The 17,996-nt window shown below is 62.2% G+C and carries 15 protein-coding genes; 3 read left to right on the top strand and 12 right to left on the bottom strand.

What is annotated here, in order from left to right; all coding sequences use genetic code 11:
- Positions 1–138: 138 nt before the first annotated feature.
- The 8 genes from moaA to J3361_RS13745 all read right to left on the bottom strand — a co-directional run bounded on the left by moaA (position 139) and on the right by J3361_RS13745 (position 11,606).
- Complete coding sequence (gene moaA / locus J3361_RS13780) at positions 139–1,131, bottom strand: GTP 3',8-cyclase MoaA (RefSeq protein WP_207965044.1); 993 nt, start codon at positions 1,129–1,131, stop codon at positions 139–141.
- 25 nt (positions 1,132–1,156) lie between these two features.
- A complete protein-coding gene (locus tag J3361_RS13775; RefSeq protein ID WP_207965043.1) occupies positions 1,157–2,110 on the bottom strand; it encodes a peptidylprolyl isomerase in 954 nt (317 codons plus the stop codon).
- A 10-nt stretch (positions 2,111–2,120) separates the two neighbouring features.
- Positions 2,121–2,801 carry a respiratory nitrate reductase subunit gamma gene (gene narI / locus J3361_RS13770; RefSeq protein ID WP_186705787.1) on the bottom strand — a complete coding sequence of 227 codons (681 nt, stop codon included), beginning with the start codon at positions 2,799–2,801 and terminating at the stop codon, positions 2,121–2,123.
- The gene (gene narJ, locus J3361_RS13765; protein WP_207965042.1) at positions 2,794–3,549 is read right to left on the bottom strand and encodes a nitrate reductase molybdenum cofactor assembly chaperone; all 756 of its coding nucleotides are present in this window, start codon (positions 3,547–3,549) and stop codon (positions 2,794–2,796) included. The genes narI and narJ overlap by 8 nt, the downstream gene beginning before the upstream one ends.
- A 2-nt stretch (positions 3,550–3,551) precedes the next feature.
- Positions 3,552–5,090, bottom strand: coding sequence for a nitrate reductase subunit beta (gene narH, locus J3361_RS13760; protein ID WP_186705785.1), 1,539 nt, complete (start codon positions 5,088–5,090; stop codon positions 3,552–3,554).
- 1 nt (position 5,091) lies between these two features.
- On the bottom strand, positions 5,092–8,865 hold the full coding sequence (locus tag J3361_RS13755) for a nitrate reductase subunit alpha (RefSeq protein ID WP_207965041.1): 3,774 nt from the start codon (positions 8,863–8,865) through the stop codon (positions 5,092–5,094).
- A gap of 64 nt (positions 8,866–8,929) precedes the next feature.
- Positions 8,930–10,327, bottom strand: coding sequence for a NarK family nitrate/nitrite MFS transporter (locus tag J3361_RS13750; RefSeq protein ID WP_207965040.1), 1,398 nt, complete (start codon positions 10,325–10,327; stop codon positions 8,930–8,932).
- Positions 10,305–11,606, bottom strand: coding sequence for a nitrate/nitrite transporter (locus J3361_RS13745; protein ID WP_186705782.1), 1,302 nt, complete (start codon positions 11,604–11,606; stop codon positions 10,305–10,307). The genes J3361_RS13750 and J3361_RS13745 overlap by 23 nt, the downstream gene beginning before the upstream one ends.
- A gap of 308 nt (positions 11,607–11,914) precedes the next feature.
- Here J3361_RS13745 and J3361_RS13740 point away from each other — a divergent pair, with 308 nt between their 5' ends.
- From J3361_RS13740 to J3361_RS13730, 3 genes are all read left to right on the top strand, one after another.
- The gene (locus tag J3361_RS13740; RefSeq protein WP_207965039.1) at positions 11,915–13,714 is read left to right on the top strand and encodes a HAMP domain-containing protein; all 1,800 of its coding nucleotides are present in this window, start codon (positions 11,915–11,917) and stop codon (positions 13,712–13,714) included.
- Positions 13,711–14,358 carry a two-component system response regulator NarL gene (gene narL, locus J3361_RS13735; RefSeq protein ID WP_207965038.1) on the top strand — a complete coding sequence of 216 codons (648 nt, stop codon included), beginning with the start codon at positions 13,711–13,713 and terminating at the stop codon, positions 14,356–14,358. Before J3361_RS13740 ends, narL begins: the two co-directional genes overlap by 4 nt.
- A 272-nt stretch (positions 14,359–14,630) precedes the next feature.
- On the top strand, positions 14,631–15,308 hold the full coding sequence (locus J3361_RS13730; protein ID WP_207965037.1) for a Crp/Fnr family transcriptional regulator: 678 nt from the start codon (positions 14,631–14,633) through the stop codon (positions 15,306–15,308).
- Between the two features lie 624 nt (positions 15,309–15,932).
- Here the strand turns inward: J3361_RS13730 and J3361_RS13725 are convergent.
- The 4 genes from J3361_RS13725 to J3361_RS13710 form a co-directional block, all read right to left on the bottom strand.
- Positions 15,933–16,082, bottom strand: coding sequence for a hypothetical protein (locus J3361_RS13725; RefSeq protein ID WP_207965116.1), 150 nt, complete (start codon positions 16,080–16,082; stop codon positions 15,933–15,935).
- A gap of 192 nt (positions 16,083–16,274) precedes the next feature.
- Positions 16,275–16,640: a putative zinc-binding protein gene (locus tag J3361_RS13720; protein ID WP_207965036.1), complete on the bottom strand. Its 366-nt coding sequence runs from the start codon at positions 16,638–16,640 to the stop codon at positions 16,275–16,277.
- Positions 16,640–17,110 carry an SCP2 sterol-binding domain-containing protein gene (locus J3361_RS13715; RefSeq protein ID WP_207965035.1) on the bottom strand — a complete coding sequence of 157 codons (471 nt, stop codon included), beginning with the start codon at positions 17,108–17,110 and terminating at the stop codon, positions 16,640–16,642. The genes J3361_RS13720 and J3361_RS13715 overlap by 1 nt, the downstream gene beginning before the upstream one ends.
- Complete coding sequence (locus J3361_RS13710) at positions 17,104–17,994, bottom strand: U32 family peptidase (protein ID WP_207965034.1); 891 nt, start codon at positions 17,992–17,994, stop codon at positions 17,104–17,106. The genes J3361_RS13715 and J3361_RS13710 overlap by 7 nt, the downstream gene beginning before the upstream one ends.
- Between the last annotated feature and the right edge of the window lie 2 nt (positions 17,995–17,996).

Here is a 17,996-nt window from a genome sequence, read left to right as displayed (position 1 = left end):
AATCCCCTGTGGGAGCGAGCCTGCTCGCGAAGGGGCCAGTTCATTCAACACCTGTGGCTCGGGTCAGAATGCGTTGGGTCTGCTGCGCAGCCCAGCGGGAGCAAGCTCCCTCGCCACAAGAGCCGGAGGGCAGCGTATCTACCCCCCACTCATGTTCATGAACCGCACGATCTGTACTTCCCCGCCAGGGCTGAAGTCATGTTGCAAGGGCTTGCCCTTGAGTGCCTGTTTGATCGACTGAATGATCGGCTGATCCTCCAGCGGATAACGCCGCAGCAAGCCGCGCAGGTCGAGGGAATCCTCTTGCCCGAGGCACAGCAGCAAGCGCCCTTCGACAGTCATGCGCACGCGGTTGCAACTGGCGCAGAAGTTGTGGGTGTTGGGCGAAATGAAACCGATCCGGGTATCCGGATGCTGTTGCAGACGCACATAACGCGCCGGCCCGCCGCTGCTCTCGGCGCTGTCGAGCAGGCGATGATGACGGGAGATCTCGGCCCGAACGTCATCGCTGGAACAGAACGACTCACCCCTGGACCGCCCCACGTCGCCGAGGGGCATTTCTTCGATGAAACTGATGTCGATGCGTTGATCGATGGCGTACTGCACCAACGCCGGGACTTCATCGAAGTTGCGCCCTTTCATGACCACGCAGTTGAGCTTGATCCGCTCGAACCCGGCGACCTTCGCCGCGTCGATACCGGCCAGCACCCGGTCCAGATCACCGTTACGGGTGATCGCCCGAAAGCGCTCGCCGTCCAGGCTGTCGAGGCTGATGTTCATGCGCTTGACCCCAGCCTCGACCAGCGGCTGGGCCAATCGCCCAAGCTGCGAGCCGTTGCTGGTCATCACCAGTTCCCGCAGGCCGGGCAATGCCGCGATGTCGCGACACAGCCCGACGATGCCCGGACGGATCAGCGGCTCGCCACCGGTCAGGCGGATTTTCTTCACCCCCAGGCCGACGAACAGCCGCGCCAGGCGCTGCAACTCTTCCAGGGTCAACACTTGCTGACGCGGCAGGAAGGTCATGTTTTTCGCCATGCAATACACACAACGAAAATCACAACGATCGGTCACCGACATCCGCAAATAATCGATCTGGCGCCCAAATCCGTCCTGCAACACCGCGTTCATGAAGATCTCCCGATTGAGCCCGTGCTCACTGCACCAGCGGCGAGTCGGCGCCCTGAAGGTGAATGCCGCGAATGTCCGCCGCACCGATCAGGGTTTGCAGGTACTGCACCAGCGCCTTTTGCCAAACGCCCTGCTGCAACTGGGTACGAATCGCCGTCGCCACCGCCTCATACGGCAATGGTTGGCCATCGATGCGCTGGTCGATGCTGATCACATGCCAGCCATAACGGCTTTCCAGCGGTTTGCTGGCCAGGCCCGTCGGCAGGGTGAACAACTGGCGCTCCAGCTCCGGCACGGTCTGGCCCTTGCTGATCTGCCCCAACGAGCCGCCCTGCTCCTTGGATGGACACGCCGAATACTTCAGTGCCAGCTCGGCGAAGCTGCCCGGGAACTGCTCCAACCGTTCCAGCAGCAGCTCGGCCTGGACATGGGCCAGGCTGCGGGCCTCGGCATCGTCCGGCGCGCATTCAAGCAGGATGTGCCGCACCGCCAGCAATGGCGCGCTGTGAAAGCGCGCGCGGTTGCTTTCGTAGTAACGCAGGCAGGTGGCCTCGTCGCACTGTGGCACCTGCACCTCACGTTCCAGCAACAGCCGCGTCGCCGCTTCTTCTTCGTTTTCGCCGGCACCGACCTGCAACGCCAAGCCCAGCTCGGCGATGCGCTGCTGGAGCAATTCACGGATCACCAAGGCGCGGGCGGCCTGGTAGACCGCCTCCTCGCGGCTGTCAGCCGGGTGATACTGCAACTCCTGAGCCATCGCCTGCGGGGTGATCGGCACCCCGTTGACGCTGATGATCGGCCACTCCTGCTCACTGCTGGCGATCAGCTGTGGCGCTTCATCCTCTGCCACCGGCCCCGCCTGGGCCGGCTCGAACTGCACCGCCCCAACCGGCTCCACATCAACCACCGGCGGCACTTTTGCCGAGGAACCGCAACCACCGCCCCCGCTACCACCGCCACATCCGCATCCACTCGCCATGATCTTCTCCTCAGAACTTCTGCCGAACGATTTGATAACGACGCCCCAGGTACCAGACCGGCGCACTGACGATGTGGACCAGACGGGTGAACGGGAACAGCACGAACAGCGTCAGGCCCAGCACCACGTGGAGCTTGTAGACCAGGCCCACCGGCGCGATCGAGGTCGCGGCTTCAACCGGGCGCAACAGCACGGTGTTCTGGGCCCAGTCGGCCAGCATCACCATCACCGAGCCGTCCATATGGGCGGTGGATGCGACGATGGTCATCAGCCCCAACACCAGCTGCACCAGCAGTACCACCAGCACCAGGATGTCCGACACATTGGAGGTGGCGCGCACCCGAGGGTCGGTCAGGCGACGGTTGAGCAGCATCAGCAAACCGATCAGGCCGAGCACACCGAAGAAACCGCCGGAAACCATCGCCAGCAATTGCTTGTTCTCGGTGCTCAGGAAGTGGTGATAGACCGCCGAAGGTGTCAGCAGGCCGACGAAATGCCCGGCCAGCACGAACAGCACACCGATGTGAAACAGGTTGCTGGCCACGCGCATGCCGCGCTTGTTCAGCATCTGGCTCGAACCGGCCTTCCAGGTGTACTGGGACAGATCAAAGCGCGCCCAACTGCCGAGCAGGCAAATCGCCAAAGCGACATAGGGGTAGACCCCGAACAACAACAGATCCCATTTAGACATTGCCCACCTCCCCGGCGGGCGCTGCGGCCCGGCCTTCATGCTGAAAATCCACCCAGTGCAGCGGCACTGCGCTTTCGTCCCGGGCCTTGCCCGGCGCGCTTGGCATCGAACTGCAACGGTCCTGCTGCTCGGCCTTCATGAAATCCACGGCCTCTTCCTCCCAGACCTTGTCCAGGGCTTCGAGGGAGTCATCCCGCTGCTCGGCCTTCACTTGTTCGAGCATCTCGGCCACGGCCGCCTGGGGTTCTGTCCCGGCGATCTGCAGCAGCGCCCGGAAACAACTGGCGTAGGCGCTTTCACGCTCCTCCAGGCGTGCCGCGAGCAAGGCCAGCAGGTGCGCCACATCGGCCAGGCCCTCGCGGGCCTCCAAGTCTTCGCGGGTGGAGAGAAACTCCAGGTACAGCGGGATGTAGTCAGGCAGTTCCTTGACGCCGATGGCGAACCCGGCTTCTTCGTACTGGGCCATCATGTCGACCATGGCCTGGCCCCGGTCGCGGGACTCGCCATGGACGTGTTCGAACAGCAGCAGCGACAGTGAACGACCGCGGCCGAACAACGCACCGTAGTGCTCCTGGCCGTCCATCAGGTCTCGGTCGCAGATCAGTTCCAGCAACTCGAACAAACCGGCACGCTGGGCGGGACTGATTTCCCGCGCCTGCACGATGGCCTGCTCCAGCTCGTCGCGACCGGCCACCAGGGTTTCGGTCGGGTAATCGAGCAGCAACGAAATCACCTTGAGAATGCGCATGCTCATTCCTCCCACAACTGTACGGTCTTGATCACGTCGCGGCGGTTGGCTTTCTTGCCACCGAACATGTTGGTGTCGGAGCTGCCGCTGCAACCGCTGCCGAAACTGAAACCACAACCGGAGCGCTCGGCGAACGCGTCGCTCATGGCGTCCTCGCGGTGGGCACTCGGCACCACGAAACGGTCTTCGTAGTTGGCGATGGCCAGGTAGCGGTACATCTCTTCCACCTGGTTCACGCTCAGGCCGACGTCAGCCAGCACTTGCAGGTCCTGCACGCCGTCGACCTGCTCGGCCCGTTTGTAGGCGCGCATCGCCAGCAAGCGTTTCAGCGCAAGCTTGACCGGCTTTTCATCGCCGGCGGTGAGCATGTTCGCCAGGTAGCGCAGCGGGATCCGCAGGCTGTCGACGTCCGGAATCACGCCGTTCATACCCACCGTGCCAGCCGTGGCAGCGTTCTGGATCGGCGACAGTGGCGGCACGTACCAGACCATCGGCAAGGTGCGGTATTCCGGGTGCAGCGGCAGTGCGAGTTTCCAGTCCACGGCCATTTTGTAGACCGGCGAACGTTGGGCCGAATCGATCACCGACTGCGGCACGCCATCGGCCAGGGCCTGGCGAATCACCGCCGGGTCGTTCGGGTCGAGGAAGATCTCCAGTTGCTTCTCGTACAGGTCCTGCTCGTTGGCGGTGCTCGCCACTTCGCTGATGCGGTCGGCGTCATACAGCAGCACACCGAGGTAGCGAATCCGACCCACGCAGGTTTCGGCGCAAACGGTCGGCATCCCGGCTTCGATGCGCGGGTAGCAGAAGATGCATTTTTCCGACTTGCCGCTCTTCCAGTTGAAGTAGATCTTCTTGTACGGGCAGCCGCTGATGCACATGCGCCAGCCGCGGCATTTCTCCTGGTCGATGAGGACGATGCCGTCTTCCTCGCGCTTGTAGATCGCACCGCTCGGGCAGGACGCTGCGCACGCCGGGTTCAGGCAGTGCTCGCACAGGCGCGGCAGGTACATCATGAAAGTGTTTTCGTACTCGCCGTAGATGTCCGCCTGGATCTTGTCGAAGTTCTTGTCCTTGCGCCGCTTGGCGAATTCAGTGCCGAGGATTTCCTCCCAGTTCGGGCCCCACTCGATCTTTTCCATGCGCTTGCCGGACACCACCGAACGCGGGCGCGCGGTAGGTTGGTGCTCGCCCAGCGGTGCGGTGTGCAGGTGCTGGTAGTCGAAGTCGAACGGTTCGTAGTAATCGTCCAGGCTCGGCAGGTCCGGGTTGGCGAAGATGTTCGCCAACACGCGGAATTTGCCACCGATGCGCGGGTTGATCGAGCCGTCGGCGTTGCGGACCCAGCCGCCCTTCCACTTGTCCTGGTTTTCCCACTCCTTGGGATAGCCAATGCCCGGCTTGGATTCGACGTTGTTGAACCAGGCGTATTCCATGCCTTCGCGGCTGGTCCAGACGTTCTTGCAGGTAATCGAGCAGGTGTGGCAGCCGATGCATTTGTCCAGGTTCAGGACCATGCCGATTTGTGAGCGAATCTTCATCTCAGTTCTCCTCGATATCAGTCGGCAGTGGACGCGGCAAATCATCGCCACTGGAACCGTCGAGCCAATCGACCTTGACCATCTTGCGCACCACGACGAATTCATCGCGGTTGCAACCGACCGTGCCGTAATAGTTGAAGCCGTAGGCCTGTTGGGCGTAGCCGCCGATCATGTGGGTGGGCTTGAGCACCACGCGGGTCACCGAGTTGTGGTGGCCGCCACGGGTCTTGGTGGTTTCCGAACCCGGCACGTTCACGATCCGTTCCTGGGCGTGGTACATCATCACCATGCCTTCCTTGACCCGCTGGCTGACCACCGCCCGGGCGGTCAGCGCGCCGTTGGCGTTGAAGCATTCGATCCAGTCGTTGTCCTCGATCCCGGCGCGCTTGGCGTCGATTTCCGAGAGCCAGACAATCGGTCCGCCACGGCTCAAGGTGAGCATCAGCAGGTTGTCGCTGTAGGTGCTGTGGATGCCCCATTTCTGGTGCGGGGTGATCCAGTTCAGGACGATCTCGGTCTCGCCATTGCTGCGCTTGCCCTTCACGCCTTCGATGGTGCGGGTGTTGACCGGCGGCCGATAGCTCATCAGTTGCTCGCCGAACGCCTGCATCCACGGGTGATCCTGGTAGAACTGCTGGCGGCCGGTGATGGTGCGCCATGGGATCGACTCATGGACGTTGGTGTAGCCGGCGTTGTAGCTGACGTGATCGTCTTCCAGGCCGGACCAGGTCGGGCTGGAAATGATCTTGCGCGGCTGGGCCTGGATGTCACGGAAGCGAATCGCCTCGTGCTCCTTCGAGACCGCCAGGTGGCTGTGGTCGATGCCGGTGAATTCCGACAGCGCTGCCCAGGCTTTCACCGCGACATGGCCGTTGGTTTCCGGGGCCAGGGACAGGATCACTTCGGCGGCGTCGATGGCGCTGTCGATTTTTGGCCGGCCTTGGCTGATGCCCGCGTCGACTTCCTTGTGGTTCAGCTCACCGAGGAACTTCACTTCGGTGTCGGTGTTCCAGTTGATGCCCTTGCCGCCGTTGCCGAGTTTTTCCAGCATCGGGCCCAGGGAGGTGAACTGCTTGTAGATGTTCGGGTAGTCGCGTTCCACCACTTGCAGGTTTGGCGCGTTCTTGCCTGGGACCGGCGCCACACCAGCGCTTTTCCAGTCGGTGCCGCCGAATGGCTGGGCCAGTTCGCCGACGCTGTCGTGCATCAGCGGTACGGTGACCAGGTCTTTCTCGACACCCAGGTGGCCGACCGACATGGCGGAAAATGCCTTGGCGATGCCCTTGTAGATTTCCCAGTCCGAACGCGATTCCCAGGCCGGATCGATGGCGGCCGACAGTGGGTGGATGAACGGGTGCATGTCCGAGGTGTTCATGTCGTCTTTTTCGTACCAGGTGGCGGTCGGCAAGACGATGTCGGAATACACGCAGGTCGAGGACATGCGGAAGTCCAGGGTGGTCACCAGGTCGAGCTTGCCAATGGCGCCCTCGTCGACCCATTCGGCTTCGGTGGGCTTGCAGTCGCCGACTTGGCCGATGTCTTCGTTCATCACGCCGTTCTTCGTACCGAGCAGGTACTTGAGCATGTACTCATGGCCCTTGCCCGAAGACCCGAGCAGGTTGGAACGCCAGATGAACATGTTGCGCGGGAAGTTCACCGGGCTATCCGGCTGCTCGCAGGCAAAGCGCAGGGAACCGTCCTGCAGCGACTTGACCACGTAGTCCTTCGGATCGAGACCCGCCGCCGCGGCGTCGCGGCAGATATTCAGCGGGTTGGTGTTGAGTTGCGGCGCGCTGGGCAACCAACCGGCGCGTTCGGCGCGGATGTTGTAGTCCAGGGCGTGCTCGGGGAACTGCGATTTGTCGGCCAGGGGCGAGAGCACGTCGTGCATGCTCATCTTCTCGTGGCGCCATTGCGAACTGTGGCCGTAGAAGAAGCTGGTGCCGTTCATCTGCCGTGGCGGACGGTTCCAGTCCAGGCCAAAGGCCAGGGGCAGCCAGCCGCATTGCGGACGGAGTTTTTCCTGGCCGACGTAGTGAGCCCAGCCGCCGCCGGTCTGGCCGACGCAACCGCAGAGCATGAGCATGTTGATCAGCCCGCGGTAGTTCATGTCCATGTGGTACCAGTGGTTCATCGCCGCACCGACAATGATCATCGAGCGTCCACGGGTCTTGTCGGCGTTGTCGGCGAACTCGCGGGCGATCTGGATCGCCTTCTCGCGGCTCACACCGGTGATCTGCTCCTGCCAGGCCGGGGTGCCGGGCACCGAGGCGTCGTTATAGTCCTTGGCAACGTTGGCGCCGCCCAGGCCACGGTCGATCGCCAGGTTGGCCGCCGACAGGTCGAACACGGTGGCGACTTTCGCTACGCTGCCATCGGCCAGCACCACGCTGTGCACCGGCACCCGGCGGAACTGCACCGCGTCACCGGCCACATGCTGGAAGTACTCCTGGGCTTCGCCGGCGAAGTACGGGAACGCCACCTCGGCGACGTCGCCACCGATCAGGCTCAGCTTGAGGTCGATCTCGCGGCCCTCGCCGCCCTCGCGGGGCAGGATGTTCCACTTGCCTTTCTCACCCCAGCGATAACCGATGGAGCCTTGGGGCGAAACCAATTCGCCGCTGGCATCCAGGGCGATGGTTTTCCATTCCGGGTTGTTTTCCTGGCCAAGGTTGTCGGTCAGGTCGCTGGCCCGCAGGAAACGGTCCGGCTGGTAGCCCGCACCCGGCGCTGCGCCAAGCATCGGCTTGAGCATCACCAGTACCGGCAGGTCGGTGTAGCGCTTGGCGTATTCGGTGAAATAGGCGCTCGGCTTGTCCAGGTGGAACTCTTTGAAGATCACATGGTTGAAGGCCTGGGCCAACGCGGCATCGGTGCCCTGCTTGGGGTTGAGCCACAAGTCGGTGAGCTTGGCGACTTCGGAATAGTCCGGGGTGATCGCCACGGTCTTGGTGCCCTTGTAGCGCACCTCGGTGAAAAAGTGGGCGTCGGGGGTACGGGTCTGCGGGACGTTGGAGCCCCAGGCAATGATGTAGTTGGAGTTGTACCAGTCGGCCGATTCCGGCACGTCAGTCTGCTCGCCCCAGACCATCGGCGAGGCTGGCGGCAGGTCGCAATACCAGTCGTAGAAGCTCAGGCACACGCCACCGATCAGCGACAGGTAGCGCGAGCCGGCGGCGTAGCTGACCATCGACATGGCCGGGATCGGCGAGAAGCCGACCACCCGGTCCGGGCCGTGTTCCTTGACGGTGTAGACGTTGGCCGCGGCAATGATCTCGTTGACTTCTTCCCAGTTGGAACGAATGAAGCCGCCCATGCCGCGCTTGCTTTTGTACGAGTCGGCCTTGGCCTTGTTCTCGACGATGCTGGCCCAGGCTTCCACCGGCGGCAAGGTCTGCCGCGCTTCGCGCCAGAGCTTGAGCAATGGCTTGCGAATTTTCGGGTACTTGAGCCGGTTGGCACTGTAGATGTACCAGCTGTAGCTCGCGCCCCGGGGGCAGCCGCGTGGCTCGTGGTTAGGCAAGTCGTTGCGGGTGCGCGGGTAGTCGGTCTGCTGGGTTTCCCAGGTGATCAGGCCGTTCTTGACGTAGATTTTCCACGAGCACGAACCGGTGCAGTTCACCCCATGGGTGGACCGCACGATCTTGTCGTACTGCCAGCGCGAACGGTAGACGTTCTCCCAGTCCCGGGACTCCTTGCGGGTCTCGCCATGGCCGTCTGAAAACTCGCCTTGCTTGCGGTTGAAGAACCGCAGTTGATCCAGTAAATGACTCACAGTGTCTTCCTCTCAGGCTTGCTCCGCGGGGTCTGCGCCCCGCCCACGCAATATTCGAATTTGTTCAGCAAGGTGTCGCCGCGCCTTTGCGCGCATACCACCACCAGGTCACCACGATGCAGCTCAGGTAGAAGCCGACGAACATGTAGAAGGCCATCTCCGGGCCGCCGGTCAGGGCCATCGAAGTGCCGAATGATTTGGGAATGAAGAAGGCTCCGAAAGCGCCCATCGCCGAGCTGAAACCCAGCACGGCAGCCGATTCCTTGCCGGCATTCTTGAGCGCCAACTCGCGCTGCTCGGGCTTTTTGCCAAGGGCGGATTTCTCATGCAGGGTGCGGAAGATCACCGGGATCATGCGGAAGGTCGAACCGTTGCCCACACCCGTGGTGATGAACAGCAACATGAACATGCCCAGGAAGCCGTAGAAGCTGCCGCCCTGGCCGTTCTGCGGAAGAAAGTGCAGGACGCCGAAGACCATCGCGATCATCAACACGAAGTTCCACAAGGTGACTTTCGCGCCACCGAGCTTGTCCGCCAGCCAGCCGCCCAGCGGCCGTACCAGCGCGCCCACCAGCGGGCCGAGGAAGGCGAATTTCAGGGCGATGACGTCCGGGAACGAGGTCTTGATCAGCAGCGGGAAGGCGGCGGAGAAACCGATGAACGAACCGAAGGTGGCCAGGTACAGCCAGCACATCAGCCAGTTGTGCTTGCGCTTGAAGATCACCGCCTGTTCGCTGAACGAAGCCCGGGCGCTGGACAGGTCGTTCATGCCGAACCAGGCAATCAGGGTCACGGCGAGGATGAACGGCACCCAGATGAAGCCGGCGTTCTGCAACCACAGCGAGCTGCCGTCGGCCAGGACTTGCGGTTGACCGCCCATGAAGCCGAACACACCGAAGGAGATCACCAGCGGCACGCAGAATTGCATCACCGACACGCCCAGGTTGCCCAGCCCGGCGTTGAGGCCCAGGGCGGTGCCCTGCTGGGCCTTGGGGTAGAAGAAGCTGATGTTGGACATGCTCGAGGCGAAATTGCCGCCGCCGAAACCGCAGAGCAATGCGATCAGCACGAACACGCTATAAGGCGTGGCTGGATCTTGCACGGCGAAACCCATCCACAAAGCCGGGATCAGCAATGACGCGGTGCTCAGGGCTGTCCAACGACGGCCACCAAAAATCGGCACCATGAACGAATAGAAGATACGCAACGTCGCGCCGGACAGCCCCGGCAATGCCGCCAGCCAGAACAACTGATCGGTGCTGAAGCTGAAGCCGATGGCGTTCAGGCGCACGATCACCGTGCTCCAGACCATCCACACCGCGAAAGCCAACAGCAGCGCCGGGATGGAAATCCACAGGTTGCGCCGGGCGGTCTGTTTGCCGCTACGGCCCCAGAAGGCCGGGTCTTCCGGGCGCCAGTCATGAATGACCGGGCCCTTTTCAGGCGTTTGCAGAACGGACATGTTCTTCTCCTTGGGCAATGCTGGAAAACGGGGATTGGCTGGCCGGCGGTTGCTTACCCAGCAGCGGGCGCTTGCGCACTTCGCTGAGGTACATCCAGATCAACGAGACCCAGACCACGCCGTACAGCAACATGAAGCAGGACGAGCGCACGCCGGTGAGGTCCACCAGGGCGCCAAACATGATCGGCAGCACGAAACCACCCAGGCCGCCGGCCAGGCCGACGATGCCGGACACCGCGCCCATGTTCTGCGGGTAGTCGTTGGCGATGTACTTGAAGACCGAGGCCTTGCCGAACGCGAAGGCGATGCCCATCACGAACAGCAGCACGGTGAACAGCGTGGCGTTGAGACCGATGTGGAAATCGACGATGCCGTTGACGGTCTGCACTTGCAGCTGGGTTTGCGGATAGGACAGCAGGAACAGGCAGATCCAACTCACCCACAGCACCCACCAGGTCACGCTCTGGGCGCCCCAACGGTCGGACATCCAGCCACCGACGGCCCGCAGCACGCCACCGGGCAAGGAAAAACACGCCGCCAACAGCGCCGCGCTTTGCAGGCTGAAGCCGTATTCCTGCACGTAGTACTTGGTCATCCACAACGCCAGGGCCACGTAGCCGCCGAACACGATCGAGTAGTACTGGCAGTAGCGCCACACCGCAGGATCTTTCAGTGACTTGAGTTGCTCACGCAACGTGGCGCCGCCGGCACTGCGGTGTTCTTTTTTCTCGGCGGTGAGAAACCAGAACAGCAGCGCGGTAATGAACAGGATCGCGCTGAACACCTTCGGCACCAGATGCCAGGTGCCGAACGCGATCAGGGCTGGGGCGAGGAACTTGGTCACTGCCGCACCGGCGTTGCCGGCGCCGAACACGCCCATGGCGAAACCCTGGTTCTGCTTATCGAACCATTTGGCGACGTAGGCGATGCCCACCGAGAACGAGCCGCCGGCCAAGCCGACGAACAGGCCCAGCACCAGGAACTGCCAATAGGCCGTGGCCAGGGTGATCAGGTACAGCGGCAACACGCAGGCGAGCATCAGCAGGAAGAACACGATCCTTCCGCCAAAGCGGTCGGTCAGAAGCCCCAGGGGCAAACGTACCAGAGAACCGGTGAGTACCGGCGTGGCGGCCAACAGGCCAAATTGGGTTTCGTTGAGGGCCAGCAATTCCTTGATCGGAACGCCGAGCACGGCAAACATCATCCAGACCATGAAGCACACGGTGAAGGCCAGGGTACTCATCCCTAGTACCAGCCCTTGTTGCACTTGTGCTCGCATTACTAGGCACTCCGTCAGTTCGATGAGCGCAGCCTAGTGATACGAACCCTGCGAAAACTTGACCTGGGTCAACGTGCTCCGGAGCGGTCCAGGCCTATGCTTGGCCCGTCTACCTCCAAGGAGGTAGATATGGATATCGATAAAACCCTTTGTTTATCAATGTCCTGATCAAGTTGGCCGAGGCTTTTATGGAAACGGAACGGCCGACAACTCTTTAGAGGTAGTGCGCCCAGGATCGGCTGCTACACCCTCAGGTCCAGGGCGCCCGCTATGCTCGCTTCAACGTTTTGCCCCGCAGGCCCGCGTCGATGATGCGTTGGCTGCGCAGCTCCCTGCCCGCTCGCGCCGGGCTGGCGGTGATCCTGATCGCCATCCTGGCCCTGGCCAGTTCCTTGAGCGCCGGCTTGATCGCCTGGTTCAGCCAGGGCGACGCCGCCGCCATCAACACCGCCGGCTCGGTGCGCATGGAGACCTACCACCTGAGCTGGAAACTGGCGGCAGGCGCCCACGACGACATCCCGGCAATCATCGACAGCCTGCAACAACGCCTCGACAGCCCGGCCCTGCGCGCCGTGCTGGAAGACGGGCCGGAAACCTCTCTGCACAAGAGCTATCGCGACCTCATGCAGCGCTGGAACCAGACGTTGCGTCCGGCCATCGAACGTGGCGATTCAGCGTTTTTTCAAAGCAGCGCCAGCTCTTTCGTTGAGCAACTGGACCAGTTCGTCACCCTGCTGCAACGCCAGAGCGAACACAAACAAGGCTGGCAGCAGGCGATCCAGGGCATCGCGCTGTTCAGCACCATGATCATCCTGCTGATCGGCCTGTATGAGTTGCAGTACGGCGTGGTCACGCCCTTGCAGGAACTGGTGGACGCCACCCAACGCTTTCGTCGTGGCGAATTCCAGGTGCGGGTCAACCATCAGTCCGAGGATGAACTGGGCCAGTTGGCGACCAGCTTCAACACCATGGCCGAGACCATCGAGCAATCCCACCGCACCCTGGAAGCCCAGGTGCAACAAAAAACCCTGAACCTGCAACAGGCCAACGCCGCCCTCGAATTGCTCTACCAGAGCAGCCGCAGCCTGGCGACGCGCCAGGCCAATGCCGAAGGCCTGGATGAGTTGATCCGGCGCTTCCAGCAGCGCTTGCCGGGGCTGCGCCTGACGCTGTGCCTGCAAGGGCAATTGCAAGCCCCGGCCCGGCACCTGCTAGCCCTGCATGGCGCCGCCAACCGCCAGGTCTGCGCCAGTAGCGATTGCGCCAGTTGCCACAAACACAACGCTGCCCGCCCACAGGCCTTCAGCATCAGCAACCAAGGCACCGAACTGGGTGAGCTCAAGGCGCATTTCGTCGATGGCCACGCGGCGCAACCGTGGGAAACCGCGTTGATCCAGGCCTTGGCCAACCTGATCGGCACGTCGCTGTCCCTCAAGCGCCAGCGCGAACAGGACCATCGCCTGCTGCTGCTCGACGAGCGCACGATCATCGCCCGGGAGCTGCACGACTCCCTGGCCCAGGCCTTGTCATACATGAAGCTGCAAGTCAGCCGCATGCAGACCCTGATGCGTCGCGGCGAACCGGTGCAGACCCTGGAAACCGTCACCGGCGAACTGCGCGAGGGGCTGAACAACGCTTATCGGCAACTGCGCGAGCTGCTCACCACCTTCCGCCTGCAGATTCGTGATGACGGCCTGGTCCAGGAACTCAAGGACACCGCCGAGGAATTCTCCAACCGCGGGGATTTCCAGGTGCACCTGTTCATCGACACCCTGGCCTTCGAGCTGTCGGCCAGCGAACAGATCCACATCCTGCAGATCACCCGCGAGGCCCTGTCCAACTGCCTGCGCCATGCCCATGCACAAAACGCCTGGCTCGAACTGCGCCAGGAAGGCGAGACCGTGCGGTTGTCGATCGAAGACGATGGCCGTGGTTTCAGCGGCGAAGTCGACCAGCGCGAGCACCATGGCCTGAACATCATGAACGAACGGGCCCGCAGCCTGCACGGCCAACTGCAGATTCACTCACGTACACCCCAGGGCACCCGTATCCAGGTGCATTTCCAACCGGAATTCCTGGGCCACCCCACCGAAGGCCTCGCAACATGAACGCCCCTCTGCGCCACACCCTGCTCTTGGTCGACGATCACCCGATGATGCGTCGCGGCATTCGTCAGATGCTTGAGCTCGAAGACGATCTGCACATCGTTGGCGAAGCCAGCCACGGCGAAGAAGCCCTGAGCCTGATCGAACCCCTCAAGCCCGACCTGGTGCTGCTGGACAACAACATGCCGCAGATGAACGGCATCGAGACCCTGCGCCGCCTGCGCGCCATGCACTACACCGGCAAGGTGCTGCTGTTCACCGTGTCCGATGCCGAGGACGACATCCGCGACGCCCTGCGCCTGGACGCCAACGGTTACTTGCTCAAGGACATGGAACCGGAGCTGCTGATCCAGTACATCCGCGACGCCCTCAACGGCGCCCTGGTCATCAGCCCCGGCCTGACCCGCGTCATGGCCCAGGCCCTGCGCTCGCCACCGCGCCAGGCCGACGTGGAACTGACCGAACGCGAACGCCAGGTCCTCAAGACCATCGCCGGCGGCTACAGCAACAAAGTCATCGGCCACAAGCTTGGCATCACCGAAGGCACGGTCAAGGTCCATGTGAAGAACCTGCTGCACAAGCTCGGCTTGCGTTCGCGGGTGGAAGCGGCGGTTTGGGCGATGGAGCATTTGCGCGGGGCGGGCTGAGCCCCCTGGAACCCATGAATTAACACACAACCCGTGGCGAGGGAGCTTGCTCCCGCTGGGCTGCGCAGCAGCCCCCTGGTTCAGCCGCTGACGTGGATCAGGTCGATCGCATTCAGTCTTTTTGGGGTTGCTACGCAACCCAGCGGGAGCAAGCTCCCTCGCTACGGGATTTGCGCCAGCAATCAAATCCCATCCCTCTTCCGAGGTAGGCCTGCCGAGGCATAGGCCGGCGGCGATTTGGGCTCTACCATGACGGCACGCGGAGGTACGCCATGCTGACCCACCCTTCCATCGTTTTACTGTTGCGTCGTCATCACCTGTTCAGCCAACTGCCGGAGCGGGTCTTTGAAGATGTCTGTAGCCTGGCTGTCCTCAAACGCCTGGAATGCAACAGCACGCTCATGCACCAGGGCGATCCGGCCAAGCGATTTTTCTTGCTGGTCAGTGGCCAGATCAAGCTGTTCCGGGTCACCGGCGAAGGCCAGGAGAACCTGGTGGAAATCATCCAGCCCGGGCAGACCTTCGCCGAGGCCCTGCTGTTCAGCCAGGCCCGTTGCTACCCGGTGAGTGCGTCGGCGATCAAGGACAGCGTGCTGGTGAGTATCGAGGGTACCCATTACCGTAAGGCCCTGGAGGACCAGCCCAAGGTCTGCCTGGCGATTCTGGCGAGCATGAGTATTCATTTGCATCAGCGGCTCAAGGACATCGACAACCTGACCTTGGCCAGTGCCAGTCGGCGGGTGATTAATTTCCTGTTGCAGGAGCGAGATCCAAGGGATGGCCAGGTGGTGTTGCAGGTGTCGAAGCGGCTGGTGGCTTCCAAGTTGGGGATCCAACCGGAGACGTTTTCGCGGATTCTGCATCGGTTGGTGGATGGGGGGTTGATTGCTATGGAGCGGCGTCAGATTCGTATCTTGTCCGAGGATGGGTTGGAGGCTTATCAGCAGTAGTTTTTGGGATTGGGATTTGTGTGTATATCCGTTTTTTTGTAACGGCCACTTATGGTTCCGCTCTTACAGCGGGTCACTTTCGAAAAGCCCGGAAGCCGGCCCAGTCGAAAGTAACCAAAGCGCTCATGCCCCACCACTCGGTGCCTCGCCTAGGCTCGGCATGCCCTCACTCCGGCATTGCTCCGTGGGCCCGCCGCGAAGGGCCATCCATGGCCCAGCGCGGCTATCCCGGCATCCATGCCGGGATGCCCACTCCACAATGCCTGCGTTCAGCCAGCGTGGTTAACGGGGCGCCCGAGATCAACGTCCACCGCGAGGCGGCCTAACAGCCGACCTGACTCTTGATGGGACCGCGTTTTTCCTGTGGGAGCGGGCTTGCTCGCGAAGGCGTTGGCACAGCCAACCTCACCACAAACTGATACTCCGCTTTCGCGAGCTAGCTCGCTCCCACATGGGTTTACGGGCGTTCACAAGCCTCTGCACACGACACAAAAACCTGTGGGAGCGAGCCTGCTCGCGATGACGTCGAAACATCCAACATCACCGCAAACTGAACCACCGTTTTCGCGAGCAGGCTCGCTCCCACAGGGGAAACGCGGTCTGCACCAAGAACCAGGTCGGCTATCAGGCCGCCTCGTGGTGGACGTTGATCTCGGACGCCCCGTTAACCACGCTGGCCGAACGCAGGCATTGTGGAGTGGGCATCCCGGCATGGATGCCGGGATAGCCGCGCTGGGCCATGGATGGCCCTTCGCGGCGGGCCCACGGAGCCATGCCGGAGTGAGGGCACACCGAGCCTAGGCGAGGTGCCAAGTGGTGGGGCAAGAGCGTTTTGCTTACTTTTGACTGGGCCGGCTTCCGGGCTTCTCAAAAGTGAGCCGCTGTAAGAGCGGAACCATAAGCCGCCGTTACCGCAGAAATGGATATGTACCCGTTGCGAAGAAATGGAAATACACAACCCAACCTCTAACCCACATCAATCAACCCCATCACCCGCGAAAACACCAACTCCATCTCAGGCTCACCGCAATCCACCCCAAACCGCTTCCGCAACCCCAGCTGACTCAGAATCACATGCACATCCGCCTCCAAATCATGCTGCCGCAAACACGCCCGGACGCACTGCAATGGACAACCATCCAACGCAATGATCCGCCGCCCTGAGCGCGCCTTGTCAACCAGCGGCGCCACACCTCCACCCACCCCGACAATGCAGGACATCTCAGCCAGCCCCGCACGATCCAGCCGCAGCGCAACGGTATTGGCCAGTTGCGCCACATTGGAACAACCGGAACACGAATACACCAAGGGAAGCGCGTTCGAAGCTTTCATCAGACCGCCGCCAACCCCTTCCCCGCCCTTTCCAGATTGCGCCAAAGCCACGGCGGCAACACCTCCGGATCAAGACTGTCGATCAAATTCTTCAACGCCAGCCCCAACTCGGTATCCCCCTCGATCACCAACCGCCGACGAAAAAACAACGTGTCAGGGTCTTCCTGCCGACTGGCCAGCAACAGAAACTCGCGCCAGTTGCCGCTGATGGTGACCTGGGCCTCGGCCCGTTCGGCGATGCGCAATCCATCCCGGGCCAGGGTCAGGTACCAGCATAACTTCAGGTCCGGCACGCGCAGGCACAACCAGCGCCCACGCAGCATCTCGAAACCACCGTCGCGCAACGGCTCGGCCAGACAGCGATTGAGCGCCTGCTGCAACGCCAGTCGCTGCACCACGAACGGCACCTTGCCCACCAGCGGCAGCAAGCGATCGGCACCTTTGAGCACCCACTTCTTCGGACTCAACACAGGCCCGTCTCCTCTACCTTCAACATGCCGGCATGGCCGTGCCAGTAACCATTGCATCCTTCCACGAACAACGGCGGTGCTTCGCCCTGGCGAACCTTGTCGAAGGCGGTGACCACCTCAGCCATGCCCTGGGCACGCGGACTCAAGCGCAGCACATCGGCGCCGCAGGCCATCAACGCGTTGTAGTCGGCCAGCAGGTTCGTCACCTCGCCGGACATCGTCTGGATGCCGTTGAGGGTGAACAACTGTTGGCCTTCCTGGCTGCTCAATGCCAGGCCGTCGGGGTAGTTGATGCAGCAGAACTGACAGTCGTCCTTGGGCCGGTTTTCCGCCCGGGCGGTAAAGCAGCGCGCCGAGTACGCCAAGGGCAGATGACCATAGGAAAAAATCTCGACTTCAGGCACCTCACGGTCCATGTCCCGCACCTGCTCCAGCACATCGCCGATCAGCGCCGCCGAGCACTCCACGGGCGGCACCCAGCGGATCATGCCGCTGTCGAGCAGTTGTGCCAGGGCGTGGCCGTTGTACAGGTTCAACGCCGGGCCGCCGACAAAGGGCAGCTTGCGTTCGGCCATGAACTGCACCGCGCCCATGTCGTTGGCTTCCACCAACAATTGGCCGTTGTCACACAGGCGTCGCAGCGAAGAAAGCTCCGAGGCCGCTTCGATCAGCGTCAGGCTCGACAGCACAATCTGCGCCTGGCTACAGGTTTGCAGCTCGCGTGCCAGGCCCAGCCATTGGTCCAGGGAAAACGCCCGGCGCTTCGAACACACGGTTTCTCCCAGGTAAATCACGTCCAGCGGCAAGGCCGACATCTCGGCGTAGAAATTTCCCAGTTGCGCTTTGTCCCAGTAGAACAGGACCGGTCCCAGGCTGAGTTTCATCT

Source organism: Pseudomonas sp. OA65 (assembly GCF_017498305.1).
In the GTDB taxonomy this organism is placed as follows: Bacteria; Pseudomonadota; Gammaproteobacteria; order Pseudomonadales; family Pseudomonadaceae; genus Aquipseudomonas; species Aquipseudomonas zanjanensis.
This window is presented reverse-complemented; position numbering and strand designations above follow the sequence as displayed.